The organism is Rhizobium bangladeshense (genome assembly GCF_001662075.1).
Classification (GTDB): Bacteria; Pseudomonadota; Alphaproteobacteria; order Rhizobiales; family Rhizobiaceae; genus Rhizobium; species Rhizobium bangladeshense_B.
In genome coordinates this window covers 53651-71138 of record NZ_LYPL01000003.1, presented here as the reverse complement: position 1 = coordinate 71138, position 17488 = coordinate 53651, and the positions used below count along the sequence as shown (strand labels likewise).

Sequence of the window (17488 nt, the reverse complement as noted above, 5' to 3'; positions counted from 1 at the left end):
GCACAAGGCCGAGGATGACGACGTGAGGGAGGTGAGCGTTATTCATTATAACATTCATAGCGTTGTCCGGATTTGCCGAGAGTTCGAATCCGCCTCCTCGCAAAGTGAATCATCGTCAACTCAGCAACTTCAAGTGAGGTGGCGCGGGCGGCGTTGACCTTGATCCTTGGTGGGCCTAGATCAACAAAATGATGAACAGCCCATTCTCACATTTGCCGGCGCTGGAGCCGGGCAGCGTCTGGCTCGTTGGGGCCGGTCCCGGTGATCCCGGGCTGTTGACGCTGCTTGCATCCAAGGGGTTGGCGGAGGCGGATGTGGTCGTGCATGACGCGCTGGTCAACGAGGACTGTCTGAAGCTCGCACGGCCAGGCGCGGAACTGGAATATGCCGGCAAACGCGGCGGCAAGCCGTCCGCCAAGCAGCGGGATATTTCGCTCCGGCTGGTGGAGCTGGCGCGCGCCGGCAAGCGAGTGCTGCGGCTGAAGGGCGGCGATCCCTTCGTTTTCGGGCGGGGCGGGGAAGAGGCGCTGACGCTGGTCGAGCACAACATCCCCTTCCGCATCGTGCCGGGCATTACCGCCGGCATCGGCGGGCTTGCCTATGCCGGCATTCCGGTCACGCATCGGGAGATCAATCATGCCGTGACCTTTCTCACCGGCCATGATTCCTCCGGGATCGTGCCCGATGCGATCAATTGGGAAGCGATCGGCAAGGGTTCTCCCGTCATCGTCATGTATATGGCGATGAAGCATATCGGCCAGATCAGCGCCAAGCTGATGGCGTCGGGCCGCTCGGCATCCGAGCCCGTCGCTTTCGTCTGCAACGCGGCGACCGGCGGGCAACAGGTGCTGGAGACGACGCTCGGCGAAGCGACCGATGCAGCTGAAGCCTCCGGGCTCGAGCCGCCGGCGATCGTCGTGGTCGGTGAGGTGGTGCGGCTGCGGGCTTCGCTCGACTGGCTCGGCGCCCTTGCAGGCAAGCGGCTGCAGCCTGATCCTTTTGGCCGCTCCGGCAAGGTGACGGCATGAGCGGCCTCCTGATCGCAGCCCCTTCCTCCGGCGCCGGCAAGACGACTGTGACGCTCGGGCTGCTGAGGGCGCTCCGCCGGCGCGGCATCGCGGTCGCGCCGGGAAAGGCCGGGCCCGATTACATCGATCCCGCCTTCCATGCGGCGGCAAACGGCACGCCCTGCCTGAATTTCGACCCCTGGGCGATGCGACCGGAGCTGATCTCGGCCAATGCCACGCTGCACCGTTCCGGTGACCGCATTCTCGTGATCGAGGCGATGATGGGGCTGTTCGACGGGGCGGCTGACGGGAAGGGGACGGCAGCCGATCTTGCCGCCCAGCTCGGTCTTTCCGTGGTGCTCGTCGTCGATGCCTCGCGTATGTCGCAGTCGGTGGCGCCGCTGGTATCAGGTTTTGCCGGCTTCCGCGCCGACGTGCGCGTTGCCGGCGTCATCCTCAACAAGGTCGGCAGCGAGCGGCACGAGGCGATGCTGCGTCAGGCGCTCGAAGCGATTCGCATGCCTGTTATCGCGGTGATCGGCAGCGACAAGGCGCTGGCCTTGCCGGAACGCCATCTCGGCCTTGTCCAGGCCGGCGAACATGCCACCCTCGAGAATTTCATCGACCATGCGGCGGACGCCGTTTCCGAGGAGTGCAATTTCGAATTCCTGCTGCGCATCGCAAGGCAGGGCCTCAACCGGCCGTCGGCGGCCAATATCGACCGACTGATGCCGATCGGCGCCCGGGTTGCCGTGGCGCGCGATGTCGCCTTCGCCTTTTCCTATGAGCATATGTTGCTTGGCTGGCGGCGGCGCGGGGCGGATATCTCCTTTTTCTCGCCGCTTGCCGACGAGGCGCCCGCCGCCGATGCCGATGCGATCTATCTGCCGGGCGGTTATCCCGAGCTGCATGCCGGGCAGCTTTCCCAAGCACAGAATTTTCGCGCCGGCATGCTCGATGCGGCGGCGCGCGGGATCCGGATCTACGGTGAGTGCGGCGGATACATGGTGCTGGGCGATGGGCTGATCGATGCTGAGGGCAGGCGCCACGAAATGCTCGGCCTGCTGCCTGTTGTCACCAGCTATGCCAAGCGCCGGCGCCATCTCGGCTATCGCCGTGTGACCCCGCTTGACGGCGCCTTTTTCGCGCGGACGATGACGGCGCATGAATTCCACTATTCAACAGTCGTCTCCGAGGGGGAGGGGAAGCGGCTGTTTACAGCGCAAGATGCGCTCGGCACTGATCTCGGTGCTGTCGGGCTCCGGCGCGGCCAGGTGGCTGGCTCCTACATGCATCTGATTGACCTTGCGAGAGCGGCTGGATGAGCGCGCCGATCGTCCATGGCGGCGGCATCACCGCCGCAGCCGCCGCCTTTGGCGGCAGGCCGCAGGACTGGCTCGACCTTTCCACCGGCATCAATCCACGCCCGCTCGCCCTGCCGCAGATCCCGACAAGGGTCTGGCACCGTCTGCCGGACAGCTATCTGGTCGATGAGGCAAGGCGGGCGGCGCGGGATTATTATGACAGCGGCGAGATACTGCCGCTGCCGGTGCCGGGCACGCAATCGGTGATTCAGCTTCTGCCGCGACTGCTTCGACAGGGAAGCCAGGTCGGCGTGACGGATAACAGGGTCGCCTTGACGGACGACAAAGTCGCCGTGACGGACGACAAAGTCGCCGTGACGGACAATAGGATTGCCGTGGTGTCGCCGACTTATGGCGAATATGCGCGCGCCTTCGCCTCGGCCGGTTTTACCGTCGATGCGGTCGACGATATCGCTGCGATCAGTGGCCAATATCGGCTTGCCGTCGTCGTCAATCCGAACAATCCCGACGGGCGGATATGGCCGGCCGAAGCGTTGGCAGCCCTGCACAACAGGATGAAATCGGCAAACGGCCTGCTTGTTGTCGACGAGGCTTTCGGGGATGCGGATCCGGAGCTAAGCCTCGCAGCCCGCGCGCAAGACCTTCCCAACCTGATAATCTTCCGTTCGTTCGGCAAGTTCTTCGGGCTTGCCGGCCTGCGGCTCGGTTTTGCAATCGCGCGCGAGGACATTCTCGCGCGGTTCGACGACTGGCTCGGCCCCTGGGCGGTCTCCGGCCCGGCGCTGTCGCTTGCCGCCTCGCTACTTGGTTCGGATGTGGCTGTGATCCGCCGCTTTCTCGATGAACGCAGCGCCGCGCTGCAGGCGGCGCTGAGCGCTGCCGGGTTGCGGAGTAGGGGGGGAACGGCGTTGTTCACGCTTGTCGCCGATAGCAAGGCGAGCGACATTTACAAGCATCTTTGCCGGCATCATATTCTCGTCCGCAAGTTCGATTATGCGCCGGATTGGCTGCGTTTCGGGCTGACGCCCGATCCGGCGGCAGACAGACGCCTTGGCGCAGCCCTTCAAGGATTTGAGCGATGATGATCGACGAAAACCTCCTCGTGCTGCTTCTGGCGCTGCTGCTCGACCGGATCGTCGGCGATCCGCAATGGCTGTGGTCGCGGGTGCCGCATCCTGTCGTCATCTTCGGCGCGGCGATCTCTTACGCCGACCAGCAGCTCAATCCCTCAAGCCTCACGGGTTCTCAGCGCCGGATGAACGGCGTCGCGGCGATCCTGGTCCTGCTTGTGCTGTCGATCGCCGCAGGCTTGGTGTTCGAACGGTTTTTCGCGCTCTTCGGCCTTGCCGGTCTCGTGCTGGAGGCCGGGCTGGTGGCGATCTTTTTGGCGCAAAAGAGCCTGGCCGATCATGTCGTGGCCGTCGCTACGGCCTTGCGCGGCGAGGGGCTTGCCGGCGGCCGGAACGCCGTCTCCCGCATCGTCGGGCGCGATCCCGAGACACTCGACGAGCCGGCCGTCTGCCGCGCGGCAATCGAAAGCCTTGCAGAAAATTTCTCCGACGGCGTCGTGGCGCCGGCCCTCTGGTATGCCGTCCTCGGGCTGCCGGGTCTGCTCGCTTACAAGATGCTGAACACGGCGGATTCGATGATCGGCCACAGGTCGGAAAAATACATCGATTTCGGCTGGGCCGCGGCTCGGCTGGACGATATCGCCAACTGGCCGGCCGCGCGGCTCTCCGTCCTTTTGATCGCCGCCGGCGCCTGGATCCGGCGCGGCATGAGCCCCTGCCGCGAGGCGATCCGCGTGGCGATGCGCGACGGCGGGTTGCACCGCTCGCCGAATTCCGGTCGGCCGGAGGCGGCAATGGCCGGTGCTCTCAACGTTCAGCTCGCCGGCCCACGCATCTACGGCGGTGTCATCGTGACTGAGCCGATGATCAACAACGCCGGCCGGGACGTTGCCACCGCCGGCGATATCGAGGACGGCGTGTCGGTGTTCTATGCCAGCTGCATGGTGCTTACCGGTCTGATCTTCGGATTGTTTTTATGTTTCTTGTAGGATGTGCCGTGAGGCACCCTAGTGGACACTCCCGCCGCAAAGGTTTATGCGAAGCGCCTCCTATCTCCATCAGACCGGAAAAGAGCAATGACAGTCCAGGTTGAATTGCCGTGCCCGAAGTGCAAGAGCACCAAGATGAAATTCGAGCGCCCCGAGATCCGGGAGACCGACATTATCACCTGCGCGGCGTGCGGCCATAATCTCGGGACGATGGCCTCCATCCGCGAGAAGATGAACAAGGCCTACCAGCAGCTCAAGCGGCCGTCAGCGGCGCGTAAGCTTCAGTGAACAAGCGCCATATTGCGGCGTCTCCGTCACGCTTTCGCTCGTTAGAATTGTGATTACCATTCGGGTTAAAGCTATATAATAAGTATCGTCGTAGTCTCTCTTTCGTGAGGGCGCAATCAAACTGCGCGGGTGCGAAGAGGGGTTATTATGAAGACGATTTTTGCGGCCGCGACCGCAAGTTTATTGCTGCAGTTTTCTCCGGTTACGGCTGAGGCAGCAACGCTGGTTGCCAATATCAGCATCGGCAAGCAGACGATGACCGTCACCGAGAACGGTTTCGTCAAGTATCGCTGGAAGGTTTCGACCGCGCGCAATGGTTATGTCACGCCGACCGGCTCGTGGAGCGCCAAATGGCTGTCGCGCGATCACCGCTCCCGCAAATACGACAACGCGCCGATGCCTTACGCGGTATTTTTCAACGGCGGTTACGCCGTTCACGCCACCTTCGATCTGAAGCGTCTCGGCAGGCCGGCCTCGCATGGCTGCGTTCGCCTGCATCCCGACAATGCGGCGGAGTTCTTTTCGCTGACGCGGCAGGCAGGGCTCGCCAATACCCGGGTGGTCATCACGCGCTGATCCCGGATCAGCGCCCGAACCCGAATCGGCGTCCGATCCCGTTACGCGCTGATCTTCTCCAGCTCATCCATATCCGGTACGACGATATGTCTGGAGTTCTCGATCAGGATCACACCCCGCTTGCGCAGTCTGGTCATCTGCCGGCTCACGGTTTCGATCGTCAGCCCGAGAAAATCGGCGATTTCGGCGCGCGACAGCGGCAGGTCGAAGGCGGCGCTGATGGCGGTCTGCGGCTCGGCATGGGTGGCGATGAGATGGAGCAGGCTTGCGACCTTCTCCTCCGCCGTGCGGCGGCCGAGCGTCAGCATCCATTCGCGCGCCGCATCCAGCTCGTTGAGCGCCTGATCGTGCAGGCTGCGCTGCAGCTCCGGCGTCTGCGCTATCATGCGGTCGAGCAGGTTGCGCGGGAAGACGCAGATTTCGGCATCGGTGGCCGCTTCGGCCGACAGCGTGCTTTCGCGCACGAAGGGCCTGCCGACGAAATCGGGAGCGAACTGCAAGGCGACGATCTGCTGGCGCCCATCCGGCATCATCTTGCAGAGCTTGAACACGCCGCGCATGATGTTCGAGTAGAATGAGCTCTCCGAGCCCTGAGCAATGATCGCCGATCCGGCTTCGACCTTGCGGCGCAGGGAGTGGCGGTTGAGCTCCTTCAGCTGGGCGTTCGACAAGGCGCCGCAGACAACGCCGTGCCGCGCCCGGCAGGAGCGGCACGCGATGGGCGTGCCGGCCTCGAAAACCTCACTGCGTGCGATGTCCATATCCTGATCCGTTCGAAAATCCGGCGCATGGCGAGACATGCCCGGACCGCGATCTCAATTTCTTCCAGCGCGGTTTGATGATTATCAAATGACCGGCGTCCGGATTTGATCCAGATCAAACTCAGATACGGATGTTGGCCGCATCGAGCGCGTCGCCTATTTGATTCGGGCAGCCTCTTATCGCGCGCCGAGAGTGCCTTGCATCGCCTTTGAGGGTTCGCGCATCACTCTGGAACGTCCGGCACTCCATTGCTGTTTAGGCAACACCTGATTGCCAAATTGCCGCAACGCCCGGACGAAAGCATTGGCTTTTGAAATGGATTTGCCTATGAGGGGGTTTAAATCGTCATTTCATGAGGTACAGCGCGTGACCGCTACATTCGATAAAGTTGCCGACATTATTGCAGAAACCAGCGAGATCGATCGTGCCACGATCACGCCGGAGAGCCATACGATCGACGACCTCGGTATCGACAGCCTCGATTTCCTCGACATCGTCTTTGCGATCGACAAGGAATTCGGCATCAAGATTCCGCTCGAAAAGTGGACGCAGGAAGTCAATGAGGGCAAGGTTTCCACCGAAGAGTATTTCGTGCTGAAGAACCTGTGCGCCAAGATCGACGAGCTCAAAGCAGCCAAGGCCTGAGCGACATATCAGTCTTTTTTGAACGCCCTGCCGCCCTGAATATGGCGGCCGGGCGGTTTCGTTCCTAGATCAGTTTAGATCGCACTTCCGGACGGAAAACCGCTTCGCACTTTTCCTGGAATTGCTCTAAGTAGGCGTCACCGGCGGGCAGATCTGGCCTGCCGGGCCGGAGGATCCGAATGCTGCTGGAATATTTCCAGATGATTGACCGCGTCGAAGCGGTGGACTTGAAGAAGGGGACGCTTGCGGCACGATCTGTTGTGCCGGCCAAAAGCCCCGTCTTCGAAGGCCATTTTCCCGGCATGCCGCTCGTTCCCGGCGTGCTCCTGATCGAAACCATGGCGCAGGCCTCCGGCATGCTGGTGCTTGCCGCCACCGATTTTGCCGCCATGCCCTTTCTGATGTCAGTCGACGGCGCCAAGATGCGCACCTTTGTCGAGCCGGAAGCCGTGCTTGATATCGAGGCTGTGCTAGAGCATGACGGTTCGGGTTTCGCTGTCACCAAGGCCAAGATCACCAGCGGCGGCAAGAAGGTCTGCGATGCGCAGCTGAAACTGCGCACCATGCCCTTCAGCGAGATGCCGCTGGGCGACATCGTGAAAAAACGCGCTGGCGAAGTCGGGCTTCTCGAAGCGATCGCAGCGCAGGGAGTGATTGGATGAGCAAGGCTGCAAACGACGTCGTCATTTCGGGCGTCGGCATCGTTACCTGTCAGGGTGTCGGCAAGGACGCGCATATCGCGCTTCTTTCGGCCGAAAGTGCGCCGAAGGCGATCGTCGAGACCGAGAAGTTCAAACCCTATCCGGTGCATCCGCTGCCTGAGATCGACTGGTCGCAGCAGATCGCCAAGCGCGGCGACCAGCGCCAGATGGAAAACTGGCAGCGCATCGGCGTCTTCGCCGCGGGTTTGGCGCTCGATGATGCCGGCTTCAAGGACAATATCGAGGCCTGCGGCACGATGGACATGATCGTGGCGGCAGGCGGCGGCGAGCGCGACATCAACGTCGATACGCTGATCGTGGACGAGGGCCTGAAGCGCAATGACCGCGAGCTGCTGCTCAACGAAAAGCTGACGACGGAGCTGAGGCCTACGCTGTTCCTGGCGCAGCTTTCCAACCTGCTGGCCGGCAACATTTCCATCGTTCACAAGGTCACCGGATCCTCGCGCACCTTCATGGGCGAGGAAGCCTCAGGCGTTTCCGCCGTCGAGACGGCCTTCTGGCGCATCCGGTCCGGTGAATCCACCCATGCACTGGTCGGCGGCGCTTTTGCTGCCGAACGTCCCGACATGATCCTGCTCACTGAAGCGATCGGCGCGCATACGCGCGACGAATGGGCGCCGCTCTGGTCGCGCTCCGGCCTTGAAGGCGGCGGCATGATCACCGGTTCAGCCGGCGCCTTTCTGGTGCTGGAATCGCGCAAGCATGCCGAAGAGCGCGGCGCGCATATCTATGCGACGATCAGCGCCGTCGAGGGCGACCGCGGCAGCCGTAGCGCCGGCAATTTCGAAGTACGAATGGAGCGGCTGCTCAAGCCTGCCGCCGAGCTGCCGCTAGAGGCGACGGCGATTTTCTCCGGCTCGACCGGCATGCATGAAATCGCCGCTCGCGAAAAGGCGGTGCTGGAGCATCAGCTTCCCGGCGCTGCGGTCCGCGGCTTCGGCGGCGTTTCCGGTCATACGATCGAGGCGCATTTCCCGCTGGGGCTGGCGCTCGCAGCCCTTGCCATCGATGCCAGGGCCAAGGTTCCGCCCTTCGACGCCGCTCATGAAGCGCCGATGAAGGCGGCCACGAAGGCCGCGGTCGTAACGACAGTCGGACACCAGCGCGGCGAGGGCGTCGCCGTTCTTTCCGCAGAGGCGTGAGGAGAGAGATATGACAGATTCCGCTTACAAGGATCATCTTGGCCGGCCGATCGTCGCTGTGACCGGCATGGGCATAATCACGTCGCTGGGTCAGGGCCTGAAGGACAACTGGGCGGCCCTTTCTTCCGGCACCTCGGGGATCCACGCGATTAACCGTTTTCCCACAGAGGGCCTCTCGACGCGGATCGCCGGCACTGTCGATTTCATCGAGATTCCCGCGCCGAACGCCGTCGAGCGCTCCTATGCCTTTGCGCGCGAGACGACCATCGAGGCGCTGGCAGAGGCCGGCATTTCAGGCGATTTCAACGGCCCGCTGTTTCTTGCCGCGCCGCCGATCGAACCCGAATGGAGCGCCCGTTTCGAACTTGCAGACCGTTCACCGGCTGCCGACCATCCAGGCGATGCCTATGAGCGCTTCCTGACGGCGCTGCGTCAGCGGCCGGATCCGGCCTTCCACGAGGCGGCCCTGTTCGGCGCGATTTCCGAGCGCCTCGCCGACCGGTTCGGCACGCGCGGCCTTCCCGTAACCTTGTCGACGGCCTGTGCTTCCGGTGTGACCGCGATCCAGCTCGGCATCGAGGCGATCCGCCAGGGCCGCACCGACCGCGCCCTGACCGTCGCCACTGACGGATCGCTCAGCGCCGAAGCGCTGATCCGCTTCTCGCTGCTTTCGGCCCTTTCGACGCAGAACGATCCGCCGACCAAGGCTTCCAAGCCGTTCAGCAGGGATCGCGACGGCTTCGTCATCGCTGAGGGTGCGGCCACGCTCGTGCTGGAATCGCTTGAATCGGCGGTCGCCCGCGGCGCCAAGGTGCTCGGCATCATGAAGGGCGCCGGCGACAAGGCCGACAGCTTCCACCGCACCCGGTCTTCGCCCGACGGCGGCCCGGCGATCGCGACGATCCGTGCGGCGCTTGCCGATGCGGGTATCGACGAGAGCGGCATCGGCTACATCAACGCGCATGGCACCTCGACGCCTGAGAACGACAAGATGGAATATGGCTCAATGTCGGCCGTCTTCGGCGAGAAGCTGGTTGGCATTCCGGTGTCGTCGAACAAGTCGATGATCGGCCATACGCTGACGGCGGCGGGCGCGGTCGAGGCGGTGTTCTCGCTGCAGACGATGCTGACGGGAACGCTGCCGCCGACGATCAACTACAACAATCCCGATCCGTCGATCGTGCTCGATGTCGTGCCGAACAAGAAGAGGGAAGCTCAGGTTTCGGCCGTGCTTTCCAACTCCTTCGGCTTCGGCGGGCAGAATGCCAGCCTTGTCATGGCGCTCGAACCGGCTTAGAGACCCTCCTTGATTTTGGGACGAAGTGGTTTTGACGTCATCCTCGGGCTTGTCCCGAGGATCTACTTGCGTCACTCAATGACCGCTGGCAGATGCTCGGGACAAGCCCGAGCATGACGACGATCCACGTAGAAGAAAGAACTATATATCATGCGCGCGCTGCAACTGATCGATGACCGCAAGCTTGAGATCACCGACCTGCCGGAACCGGATGCACCGGCAGCCGGCGAAGTGACGTTGCGCGTCAAGGCGGTTGCGCTGAACCATATCGATGTCTGGGGCTGGCGCGGCATGGCGTTCGCCAAGCGCAAGATGCCGCTCGTCATCGGCGCGGAAGCTTCCGGCGTCCTCGAAGCGATCGGGCCGGGCGTCGCCAATGTGCTGCCGGGTCAGCTGGTGTCGATTTACGGCGCGCGCACCTGCGGCCTCTGCCGCCCGTGCCGCGAAGGCCGTGACAATCTCTGCGAACATGTTTCCGGCGTGCACGGTTTCCATCTCGACGGTTTCGCGCAGGAGAAGGTCAACCTGCCGGCCCGCCTGCTCGTTCCGGCTCCTCCCGGCGTCGACGCGATCGGCGCGGCGCTCGCCCCCGTCACCTTCGGCACGGTCGAGCACATGCTGTTCGACAATGCCAAGCTCGAGCCCGGCGAAACGATCCTCGTCCACGCCGGCGGCTCCGGCATCGGCACGGCGGCGATCCAGCTTGCCAAGAAGATCGGCTGCACCGTCATCACCACCGTCGGCTCCGACGACAAGATCGAGAAGGCGAAGGCGCTCGGCGCCGACCATGTCATCAACTACCGCACCGATCGCTTCGAAGGCGTGGTGCGCAAGCTCACCAAGAAGAAGGGCGTCGACGTCGTCTTCGAACATGTGGGCAAGGATACCTGGGCCGGTTCGATGCTCTGCATGAAGCGCGGCGGTCGTCTCGTCACCTGCGGCTCGACGTCAGGCGTTTCCACCGAGATGAACCTGATGATGCTGTTCCAGCAGCAATTGAAGCTGCTCGGCTCCTTCGGCTGCCGCATGGAAAACATGGCGGATGCGATGCAGAAGATGGGCCGCGGGCTCGTGCATCCCGTCATCGACACCGAAGTTGGCTTCGACGATATCGACCGGGCGCTGGAGCGGATGGAATCGCGCCAGATCTTCGGCAAGATCATCCTGAAGATGGATTGAGCGCACGTGAAGCTGATCATCACCCGGATCGTCCTGGCGCTCAGGAATTTCCAGCAATGGCTGGTGGCGCAGGCGATGTTCGGCTTCCTGAACCTACTGAAGCTGTTCCCAGCCGATGGCGCGATCCGCTTTGCCGATAAGGTGATGCGTCGCCTCGGCCGGCGGACCCGCCGCCATAGGCTGATGCTGACCAATCTGCGCAACGCCTTTCCCGAGAAGAGCGAGGCCGAGATCGAGGAGATCGCGCTCGCCAGCTGGGGCAATATGGGAAGGCTTGCGGCCGAATACGTCTTCCTCGACCAGCTGTTCGATTATGATCCCGAGAACTCGGAGCCGGGCAGAGTGGAAGTCTCGGGCATTCCGATCTTCCTCGACCTGCGCGACAATCCGCGCCCCTTTATCGTCTTCACCGGCCATACCGCCAATTTCGAGCTGCTGCCGGTGGCGGGTGCGGCTTTCGGGCTGACGGTGACCGTGCTGTTCCGGCCGCCCAACAACCCTTACGTCGCCAAGAAGGTGTTCGACTTCCGCAGCGCCCGCATGGGCAAGCTGGTGCCCTCTCATGCCGGTTCATCCTTCGCGCTCGCGCGTCAGCTGGAGGCGGGCCAGGGGGTGGGCGTGCTCGTCGACCAGAAATTCGGCAAGGGGCTGAAGGGCACCTTCTTCCGGCGCGAAGTGAAGACCAATCCGCTGCTGCCGAAGCTGGTGCGCCAGTTCGATTGCGAGGTCTATCCGGCGCGCTGCATCCGCCTGCCGGGAAATCGCTACCGGCTGGAAATCGAACCGCGGCTCGATATGCCGCGCGACGAAAGAGGCAATCTCGACCTGCCGGCAGCCGCCCAGCTCCTCAACGACAAGGTGGAGAGCTGGGTGCGGGAATATCCGGAGCAGTGGCTCTGGTATCACGACCGCTGGCAGATCAAGAAGACGCTCGCGTAAGAAGGTCCACCCCCATTTGTCAGCGGTGAAAAGCGGCAGGTGCTCTCGGATTGAAACCGAGTACACTTCATGTTACCCGTCACCACCAGGGCGCGAGTAAAATCTACCGTAAGGCGCAGTTGCAGTCATATCGGTTATGGATACGCCGCTTGGGACAATGGGAGTGGGAGGCGTCTTGCTGGAGCTTTTTCGAGCCTTTTCCTTGCGCTACGCGCAAATAGAGGAAGCCATACGCGTCGGCGACGATCAGCGCGTCATGTCGCTCGACCGGCATGTCGAGCCGCTGGTCGAGGCGATCCTCGCTTGTCGGGCAGCCAATCTGCTCGAAGTCTATATGCAACTGCAATTCGTCAGCCATCTCATCGCCAGGGATGCCGACGACAGCGCCAGCGTCCGGGAATATACGGCGGTGCTTTCTTACCTGCTTGATGGCTATTTCGGCACGCATGCGCCGGACTGGCGGGTGCCTTCGCCGCAGGATGTGCGCATTGAGCCGCCGGCCGCCTATGTGCCCGACACTGACAACGGCCAGTTTCTCAATGCGGCGATCCTCGAAGGCCTGCCGGATCGGGTGGCGGTGCTGACCAGGGACTATCGCTACCTCTATTCCAATGCGGCCAACAGCGCTCATCTCGACAGGAAGCCGATGGAGCTCATCGGCCGCCACATTTCCGAATTCATCGGCGAGGAACGCTTTGCCGGATGCGCTAAACATAAGCTGGATGCCTGCTTTGCCGGCGAGCAGATCGACTACACCTATGAGCGGGCAACCAGCGATGGCGCATCGCGGCAGGTGCGCTGTCGCATGTCGCCGCTGCGCGATGCCGGCGGCACGGTGATCGGCGCTCTGATCGTGATGGATCGGTGATCCAACTTATGCAGTCGCCCAGACGGCGAGCTCATAACCGTCTCGATCAAGGAAATGGAAGCGGCGGCCGCCGGGAAAGTCGGTGATCGGCCGGCAGATCGTGCCCCCGGCCCTTTCCACCGACGTCAACACCTCCTCCAGGTCATTGGCATAGACGACAACAAGCGGGCCGCCCGGCCGCACGGGTCCGAAATCGGTGAAGCCGCCCTTCAGGCGGCCATCGTCGAATTCACAATAGTTTGGCCCGTAATCGGTGAAACGCCAGCCGAAGGCCGAGCCGTAAAAGGCTTTGGCGGCGGCAATGTCGGCGACGTTGAACTCGACATAATCGATGCGGCGATCGTGGTTTTCTGACTTTTCGGCCATCTATCTCTCCATCAGGGCTTTCAGCATGGCGAGGTCCTTCTCGACATGGGCGGCATCGGCGGAAAACTGCGCGTCGGTCATGCCGGGCAGACGCAGCAGCGTAAACATGATCTCGCAACCATCGCCGTTCGGCACGATGCGCAACGCATTATAGACCCTGAGACCGGATTCGATCGTTACCGTATGGTCGATCACGCCGAATTCATTGGCGGGCACGAAGCTCACCTTGATGGTGCCGAGAGGTCCATGGGCGACCCAGTCAGCGCCATTGGGCTCGAGACCGGTCGCAAGGCCGGAGGCCCAGAGCGGCATATTCTCCGGCTTGCCGGCGAAGTCGTAGACGTCGCGCCAGTCACGCTCGATGGATTGGTGGATGATTTTTGCGGGCATAGTCGACATGGCTTTGCAGGTCCTTGATAGTGGTCGAGCGAGAGTAACAGCCCGACCCGAGGCGTCTTGAACAAAACGGTCAGCCCGGCAGTTCCTGCACGTTGAGCTGATCGCAAACGACGGCGGGCGTCAGGCATGAAAGTTCGCCGACCTCGCGCGTCATGTGGGCCTGATCGGCAAAACCCGCTTCGAGCGCAAGACGGGCCAAAGGCATCGCGTGCGATCTGCGGCAGAGGTCGAGGAAACGCTGGAACCGGCGGATGCGTTCCAGCGTCTTGGCGCCGTAGCCGAAATGCTGGTGGCAGCGGCGGCGCAGCTGTCTTTCGCTGATGTCGAGTCGGTGGAGCAGGCCGGACGGGCAGCAGCCGCTTTCGGCGGCGGCAAAAATCACCGCGGCGTCGGGGGCGGGCTCCTCCTCTTCGCGCGCGGCTTCTTCGAGCAATCGGGCGAATAACGACATCGCGTCCGCAGCGTCGCGACAATCTTCCAGCCGCGCCTCAAACTCAGCCGTGCCCTTCCGGCCGATGTCGCTGAGCCGCACCGAGCAGCCGACCAGCGCCGAGAGCGGCGTGCTCAGCCAGGGCGCGGCGGCGCCCGGCGCAAACCGCGCACCAATGACGGTTGTGCCCGGTCGGATAAGGGGAAAAGCCGCCGTTCTGTCAGGCCCGGCAACGACCAATCGGCCGCCGATCCAGAGCAGATCGCAGTAGCCGTCCGGCACGATCGCCACCGTTGCCGGCGGTCCGTCGTGAAGCGAATGCGCCCAGAGCCGACTGAAATGGCGCCGCACCGCCGGCGGCGGCGGATATTCGCGATAGCGGCCGGCGCGGGCCGCCAGGAGAATTCCACCGTTTCGTTTTTCCGATGCCACGCAATATCTCCCGAAAGACCTATGATAGCACGAGATAGGGCATTGCAGATCCGCTAAGGGCAGGTCACGCCACACCGCTGCTTGCCGATCAGATGCCAGGTTGTCGGACAAGCGGGCCTGGGGAGCTTCATTTCATTGGCTTTTGCGAACCGATTAGACCCTTGGCAGACTTGCCGTTTGAGCGAGACAGTGCCACAACACCGGTCCAAATGACACATCGGAGGTTTGTCGTGGAAAAGGCAGAAATCGGACTGATCGGCCTTGCGGTCATGGGCTCCAACCTGGCGCTCAACATCGCAGAGAAAGGCAATAAAATTGCGGTGTTCAACCGCACGCCTGAGAAAACCGACGAATTCTACGAAAGCGCCGGCGATCTGAAAAAGCAGATCATTCCCTGCAAGACCATCGAAGAGTTCGTTGACGCGATCCGGCCGCCGCGGCCGATCATCATCATGATCAAGGCAGGTGATGCCGTCGACCAGCAGATGGAAGCGCTGCGCCCGCACCTCTCCAAGGGCGACATCATGATCGATGCCGGCAACGCCAATTTCCGCGACACCGTCGCCCGCTTCGACCGCCTCAAGGATACCGATCTTACCTTCATCGGCATGGGTGTTTCCGGCGGCGAGGAAGGTGCGCGGCATGGCCCGTCGATCATGGTCGGCGGGACCGAGGAATCCTGGAAGCGCGTCGAGAAGGTGCTGACCTCGATTGCCGCCCGCTACAATGACGAGCCCTGCGTCGCCTGGCTCGGCAATGACGGCGCCGGCCATTTCGTCAAAACCATTCATAACGGCATCGAATATGCCGACATGCAGATGATCGCCGAGATCTACGGCATACTGCGCGACGGCCTCGGCAAGAGTGCCTCCGACATCTCCGGCATCTTCGGGGAATGGAACAAGGGCCGGCTGAACTCCTACCTGATCGAGATTTCCGAGAAGGTGCTTGCGGCGACCGATCCGGTTTCCGGCGGCCCGATGGTCGACATGATCCTCGACAAGGCCGGCCAGAAGGGTACGGGCAAATGGTCGGCGATCGAAGCGCAGAACATGGGCATTCCGGCAACGGCGATCGAAGCCGCTGTAGCCGCCCGCAGCCTCTCCTCGATGAAGTCGCAGCGCGAAGCGGCGGAAAAGATCTTCGGCACGCAGGCCGTATCTTTCCCGATCGCTTACGGTCCCGAGCTCAACAAGGATCTGGAACTGGCGCTCTTTGCCGCCAAGATCGGCGCCTATGCCCAGGGCTTCGCGGTGATGGCGGAAGCTTCGCGCGAGTTCAACTGGTCGCTACCGATGCCGACCATTGCCCGGATCTGGCGCGCCGGCTGCATCATCCGCTCGCAGTTCCTCGACGAGATCACCTCGGCCTTCACCAAGGCGCCGGACGCTGCGAACCTCATCGTCACGCCTGCCTTCTCCGAGATGGTCAAGGAATCGATCCCTGCGCTGCGCCGTGTTGTCGCTGCCGCCATCTCCGCCGGCCTGCCGGTGCCGGCGCTGACCTCGGCACTCACCTATTTCGACGCCTACCGCCAGGGCAGGGGTACGGCCAACCTCATCCAGGCCCAGCGCGATTTCTTCGGCGCCCACGGCTTCGATCGCCTGGACGGCAAGGATTTCCACCACGGCCCCTGGGGCAGCGGTGCGGCGACCTTCTGAGGTTTGCCGAGACGAGATAAAGGAAGCCCGGCCATCGCGCCGGGCTTTTTCGTGGTTATACGTGCTCTTGCATGCATGCAGGCATAAACTGCCAGCGCGGAAACAGGGAAAAGTGTAGGATTTAATCGTGCTCTGAGATGATAGTGAAAACGAGGGGCAGTTCCATGCGGACAACTCAATCCTTAAGAATCACCTTGCCGATCGAAATGGCGGAGATGGTCAAAGCCATCATAGGGATGGCAATATCTCGTGCACACCAGGGATGGACATAGATGCTGATCCGATACGAGACGCCGGCGGATATTGACGCGATCCATGATCTAACGTCGATCGCCTTCGCGCCCATGCCCTATAGCGCTGGTACGGAGGCGGAGATAATCCGGAGGCTCCGCACGGGTGGCGATCTGACGATATCGCTGGTCGCCGAAGAAGAAGGCGAGATCCTAGGACATGTGGCGTTTTCGCCGGTGACGATCGACGGCGTGCATGACGGCTGGTTCGGGCTGGGACCGATATCGGTCAGGCCGGAGAGACAGCGGCAGGGTATCGGCAAGGCGCTGATCGCAAAGGGGCTCGGACTGCTGGAGGAGATGGGCGCCAGCGGGTGCGTGCTGATCGGCAATCCCGAGGTCTACGGCGGCGCGGGCTTCTGCAGCGACGGGAGACTCAGCTATCACGATCTCGATACGCGGTTCGTGCAGCACATTGTCCTCCACGGGCCGGCACCGGGCGGCACGCTTCGGTTCGCTCCGGCGTTCGAGAGCTAGATGTTAAGCAGAAAGGCGATGACATGTCCGGAACCGGCGCGATCACTCTCCGAACCGAGCGGCTGATTCTCCGGAAGCCCGAGATCGACGATTTCGAAGCCTATGCGCGGCTGATGGCTTCGCCGCGATCCGCCGGAATGGACGGCCCGTTCGATCTCAGGGCCGCGTGGGGGATGTTCTGCCACGACGTGGCGCTCTGGCAGCTTTTCGGGCATGGGGCTTTGATGATCGACCTTGCCGAGAGCGGCGAGTGCGTCGGTCAGGTGGGGATCAATCATGGTCCGCTCTTTCCTGAGAAGGAACTGGGGTGGTACGTCTATGAGGGCCATGAGGGCAGGGGTTATGCGACCGAGGCGGCCCTGGCTCTGAGGAACTGGGCCTTTTCGACGCTCAAGCTGCCGTCGCTCGTCAGCTATATCGCTCCCGGCAATGCCGCCTCCGTTGCCGTTGCGGAGCGGCTTGGGGCGCGTCTCGATCCCGCGGCGCCCCGAACCGTTCCTGCCGATCTCGTCTATCGTCACTCGGCTTAGTGAGATCAGTTTCGCAGGCGTGAGGCGGTTGACGGACGTCTCAATCCTTACATCTTGATAGGTCAGGATCGGGCTCTGCAAGAGATGGGGTGCC

At 62.5% G+C, this 17488-nt stretch carries 20 protein-coding genes; 16 read left to right on the top strand and 4 right to left on the bottom strand.

Going from position 1 to position 17488, the window contains the following annotated elements:
• The first annotated feature begins 188 nt into the window (after window positions 1–188).
• The 6 genes from cobA to A7X77_RS07865 all read left to right on the top strand — a co-directional run bounded on the left by cobA (window position 189) and on the right by A7X77_RS07865 (window position 5255).
• Window positions 189–1028 (top strand): uroporphyrinogen-III C-methyltransferase, encoded by an 840-nt coding sequence (gene cobA / locus A7X77_RS07890; RefSeq protein WP_064682414.1) that lies wholly within the window; start codon window positions 189–191, stop codon window positions 1026–1028.
• Window positions 1025–2332, top strand: coding sequence for a cobyrinate a,c-diamide synthase (locus tag A7X77_RS07885; protein ID WP_064682413.1), 1308 nt, complete (start codon window positions 1025–1027; stop codon window positions 2330–2332). Before cobA ends, A7X77_RS07885 begins: the two co-directional genes overlap by 4 nt.
• Complete coding sequence (locus A7X77_RS07880; RefSeq protein ID WP_064682412.1) at window positions 2329–3414, top strand: threonine-phosphate decarboxylase; 1086 nt, start codon at window positions 2329–2331, stop codon at window positions 3412–3414. Before A7X77_RS07885 ends, A7X77_RS07880 begins: the two co-directional genes overlap by 4 nt.
• Window positions 3411–4391, top strand: a complete 981-nt coding sequence (gene cbiB / locus A7X77_RS07875) for an adenosylcobinamide-phosphate synthase CbiB (RefSeq protein WP_064682411.1) — start codon at window positions 3411–3413, stop codon at window positions 4389–4391. The genes A7X77_RS07880 and cbiB overlap by 4 nt, the downstream gene beginning before the upstream one ends.
• Window positions 4392–4478: 87 nt before the next feature.
• Complete coding sequence (locus A7X77_RS07870; RefSeq protein ID WP_039620248.1) at window positions 4479–4679, top strand: ECs_2282 family putative zinc-binding protein; 201 nt, start codon at window positions 4479–4481, stop codon at window positions 4677–4679.
• Between the two features lie 147 nt (window positions 4680–4826).
• Window positions 4827–5255, top strand: a complete 429-nt coding sequence (locus A7X77_RS07865; protein ID WP_064682410.1) for a L,D-transpeptidase — start codon at window positions 4827–4829, stop codon at window positions 5253–5255.
• A gap of 41 nt (window positions 5256–5296) precedes the next feature.
• On the opposite strand, the gene A7X77_RS07860 is transcribed toward A7X77_RS07865, so the two are convergent.
• On the bottom strand, window positions 5297–6016 hold the full coding sequence (locus A7X77_RS07860) for a Crp/Fnr family transcriptional regulator (protein ID WP_064682735.1): 720 nt from the start codon (window positions 6014–6016) through the stop codon (window positions 5297–5299).
• Window positions 6017–6383: 367 nt separating this feature from the next.
• Between A7X77_RS07860 and A7X77_RS07855 the strand changes: the two genes are divergently transcribed.
• The 7 genes from A7X77_RS07855 to A7X77_RS07825 all read left to right on the top strand — a co-directional run bounded on the left by A7X77_RS07855 (window position 6384) and on the right by A7X77_RS07825 (window position 12809).
• Window positions 6384–6662 (top strand): acyl carrier protein, encoded by a 279-nt coding sequence (locus A7X77_RS07855; RefSeq protein WP_003540486.1) that lies wholly within the window; start codon window positions 6384–6386, stop codon window positions 6660–6662.
• Window positions 6663–6841: 179 nt separating this feature from the next.
• On the top strand, window positions 6842–7324 hold the full coding sequence (locus tag A7X77_RS07850) for a 3-hydroxyacyl-ACP dehydratase FabZ family protein (RefSeq protein ID WP_064682409.1): 483 nt from the start codon (window positions 6842–6844) through the stop codon (window positions 7322–7324).
• Window positions 7321–8526: a beta-ketoacyl-ACP synthase gene (locus tag A7X77_RS07845; RefSeq protein ID WP_064682408.1), complete on the top strand. Its 1206-nt coding sequence runs from the start codon at window positions 7321–7323 to the stop codon at window positions 8524–8526. The genes A7X77_RS07850 and A7X77_RS07845 overlap by 4 nt, the downstream gene beginning before the upstream one ends.
• A 10-nt stretch (window positions 8527–8536) precedes the next feature.
• Complete coding sequence (locus A7X77_RS07840; protein WP_064682407.1) at window positions 8537–9823, top strand: beta-ketoacyl-ACP synthase; 1287 nt, start codon at window positions 8537–8539, stop codon at window positions 9821–9823.
• Between the two features lie 150 nt (window positions 9824–9973).
• Entirely contained in the window at window positions 9974–11002 is a 1029-nt protein-coding gene (locus A7X77_RS07835; RefSeq protein WP_064682406.1) for a zinc-binding dehydrogenase, read from the top strand.
• Between the two features lie 6 nt (window positions 11003–11008).
• Window positions 11009–11941, top strand: a complete 933-nt coding sequence (locus A7X77_RS07830) for a lipid A biosynthesis lauroyl acyltransferase (protein WP_064682405.1) — start codon at window positions 11009–11011, stop codon at window positions 11939–11941.
• 175 nt (window positions 11942–12116) lie between these two features.
• Window positions 12117–12809 carry a PAS domain-containing protein gene (locus A7X77_RS07825; protein ID WP_197486811.1) on the top strand — a complete coding sequence of 231 codons (693 nt, stop codon included), beginning with the start codon at window positions 12117–12119 and terminating at the stop codon, window positions 12807–12809.
• Window positions 12810–12815: 6 nt separating this feature from the next.
• Here the strand turns inward: A7X77_RS07825 and A7X77_RS07820 are convergent, their stop codons facing one another.
• The 3 genes from A7X77_RS07820 to A7X77_RS07810 form a co-directional block, all read right to left on the bottom strand.
• Entirely contained in the window at window positions 12816–13175 is a 360-nt protein-coding gene (locus tag A7X77_RS07820; RefSeq protein WP_064682403.1) for a VOC family protein, read from the bottom strand.
• Window positions 13176–13574 carry a hypothetical protein gene (locus A7X77_RS07815; RefSeq protein WP_064682402.1) on the bottom strand — a complete coding sequence of 133 codons (399 nt, stop codon included), beginning with the start codon at window positions 13572–13574 and terminating at the stop codon, window positions 13176–13178. It lies immediately after the preceding gene.
• Between the two features lie 70 nt (window positions 13575–13644).
• Complete coding sequence (locus tag A7X77_RS07810) at window positions 13645–14436, bottom strand: helix-turn-helix domain-containing protein (protein WP_064682401.1); 792 nt, start codon at window positions 14434–14436, stop codon at window positions 13645–13647.
• Window positions 14437–14645: 209 nt separating this feature from the next.
• Here A7X77_RS07810 and gndA point away from each other — a divergent pair, with 209 nt between their 5' ends.
• The 3 genes from gndA (at window position 14646) to A7X77_RS07795 (ending at window position 17394) form a co-directional block, all read left to right on the top strand.
• The gene (gene gndA / locus A7X77_RS07805) at window positions 14646–16097 is read left to right on the top strand and encodes an NADP-dependent phosphogluconate dehydrogenase (RefSeq protein ID WP_197486810.1); all 1452 of its coding nucleotides are present in this window, start codon (window positions 14646–14648) and stop codon (window positions 16095–16097) included.
• Window positions 16098–16369: 272 nt separating this feature from the next.
• Window positions 16370–16864: a GNAT family N-acetyltransferase gene (locus A7X77_RS07800; RefSeq protein ID WP_064682399.1), complete on the top strand. Its 495-nt coding sequence runs from the start codon at window positions 16370–16372 to the stop codon at window positions 16862–16864.
• A gap of 23 nt (window positions 16865–16887) precedes the next feature.
• Entirely contained in the window at window positions 16888–17394 is a 507-nt protein-coding gene (locus A7X77_RS07795; RefSeq protein ID WP_064682398.1) for a GNAT family N-acetyltransferase, read from the top strand.
• Window positions 17395–17488: the final 94 nt, after the last annotated feature.

Coding starts and splice junctions, on each gene's coding strand:
- cobA (WP_064682414.1), top strand. CDS start 189: ATGATGAACAGCCCATTCTCACATTTGCCGGCGCTGGAGCCGGGCAGC.
- A7X77_RS07885 (WP_064682413.1), top strand. CDS start 1,025: ATGAGCGGCCTCCTGATCGCAGCCCCTTCCTCCGGCGCCGGCAAGACG.
- A7X77_RS07880 (WP_064682412.1), top strand. CDS start 2,329: ATGAGCGCGCCGATCGTCCATGGCGGCGGCATCACCGCCGCAGCCGCC.
- cbiB (WP_064682411.1), top strand. CDS start 3,411: ATGATGATCGACGAAAACCTCCTCGTGCTGCTTCTGGCGCTGCTGCTC.
- A7X77_RS07870 (WP_039620248.1), top strand. CDS start 4,479: ATGACAGTCCAGGTTGAATTGCCGTGCCCGAAGTGCAAGAGCACCAAG.
- A7X77_RS07865 (WP_064682410.1), top strand. CDS start 4,827: ATGAAGACGATTTTTGCGGCCGCGACCGCAAGTTTATTGCTGCAGTTT.
- A7X77_RS07860 (WP_064682735.1), bottom strand. CDS start 6,016: ATGGACATCGCACGCAGTGAGGTTTTCGAGGCCGGCACGCCCATCGCG.
- A7X77_RS07850 (WP_064682409.1), top strand. CDS start 6,842: ATGCTGCTGGAATATTTCCAGATGATTGACCGCGTCGAAGCGGTGGAC.
- A7X77_RS07845 (WP_064682408.1), top strand. CDS start 7,321: ATGAGCAAGGCTGCAAACGACGTCGTCATTTCGGGCGTCGGCATCGTT.
- A7X77_RS07840 (WP_064682407.1), top strand. CDS start 8,537: ATGACAGATTCCGCTTACAAGGATCATCTTGGCCGGCCGATCGTCGCT.
- A7X77_RS07835 (WP_064682406.1), top strand. CDS start 9,974: ATGCGCGCGCTGCAACTGATCGATGACCGCAAGCTTGAGATCACCGAC.
- A7X77_RS07820 (WP_064682403.1), bottom strand. CDS start 13,175: ATGGCCGAAAAGTCAGAAAACCACGATCGCCGCATCGATTATGTCGAG.
- A7X77_RS07815 (WP_064682402.1), bottom strand. CDS start 13,574: ATGTCGACTATGCCCGCAAAAATCATCCACCAATCCATCGAGCGTGAC.
- gndA (WP_197486810.1), top strand. CDS start 14,646: ATGACACATCGGAGGTTTGTCGTGGAAAAGGCAGAAATCGGACTGATC.
- A7X77_RS07800 (WP_064682399.1), top strand. CDS start 16,370: ATGCTGATCCGATACGAGACGCCGGCGGATATTGACGCGATCCATGAT.
- A7X77_RS07795 (WP_064682398.1), top strand. CDS start 16,888: ATGTCCGGAACCGGCGCGATCACTCTCCGAACCGAGCGGCTGATTCTC.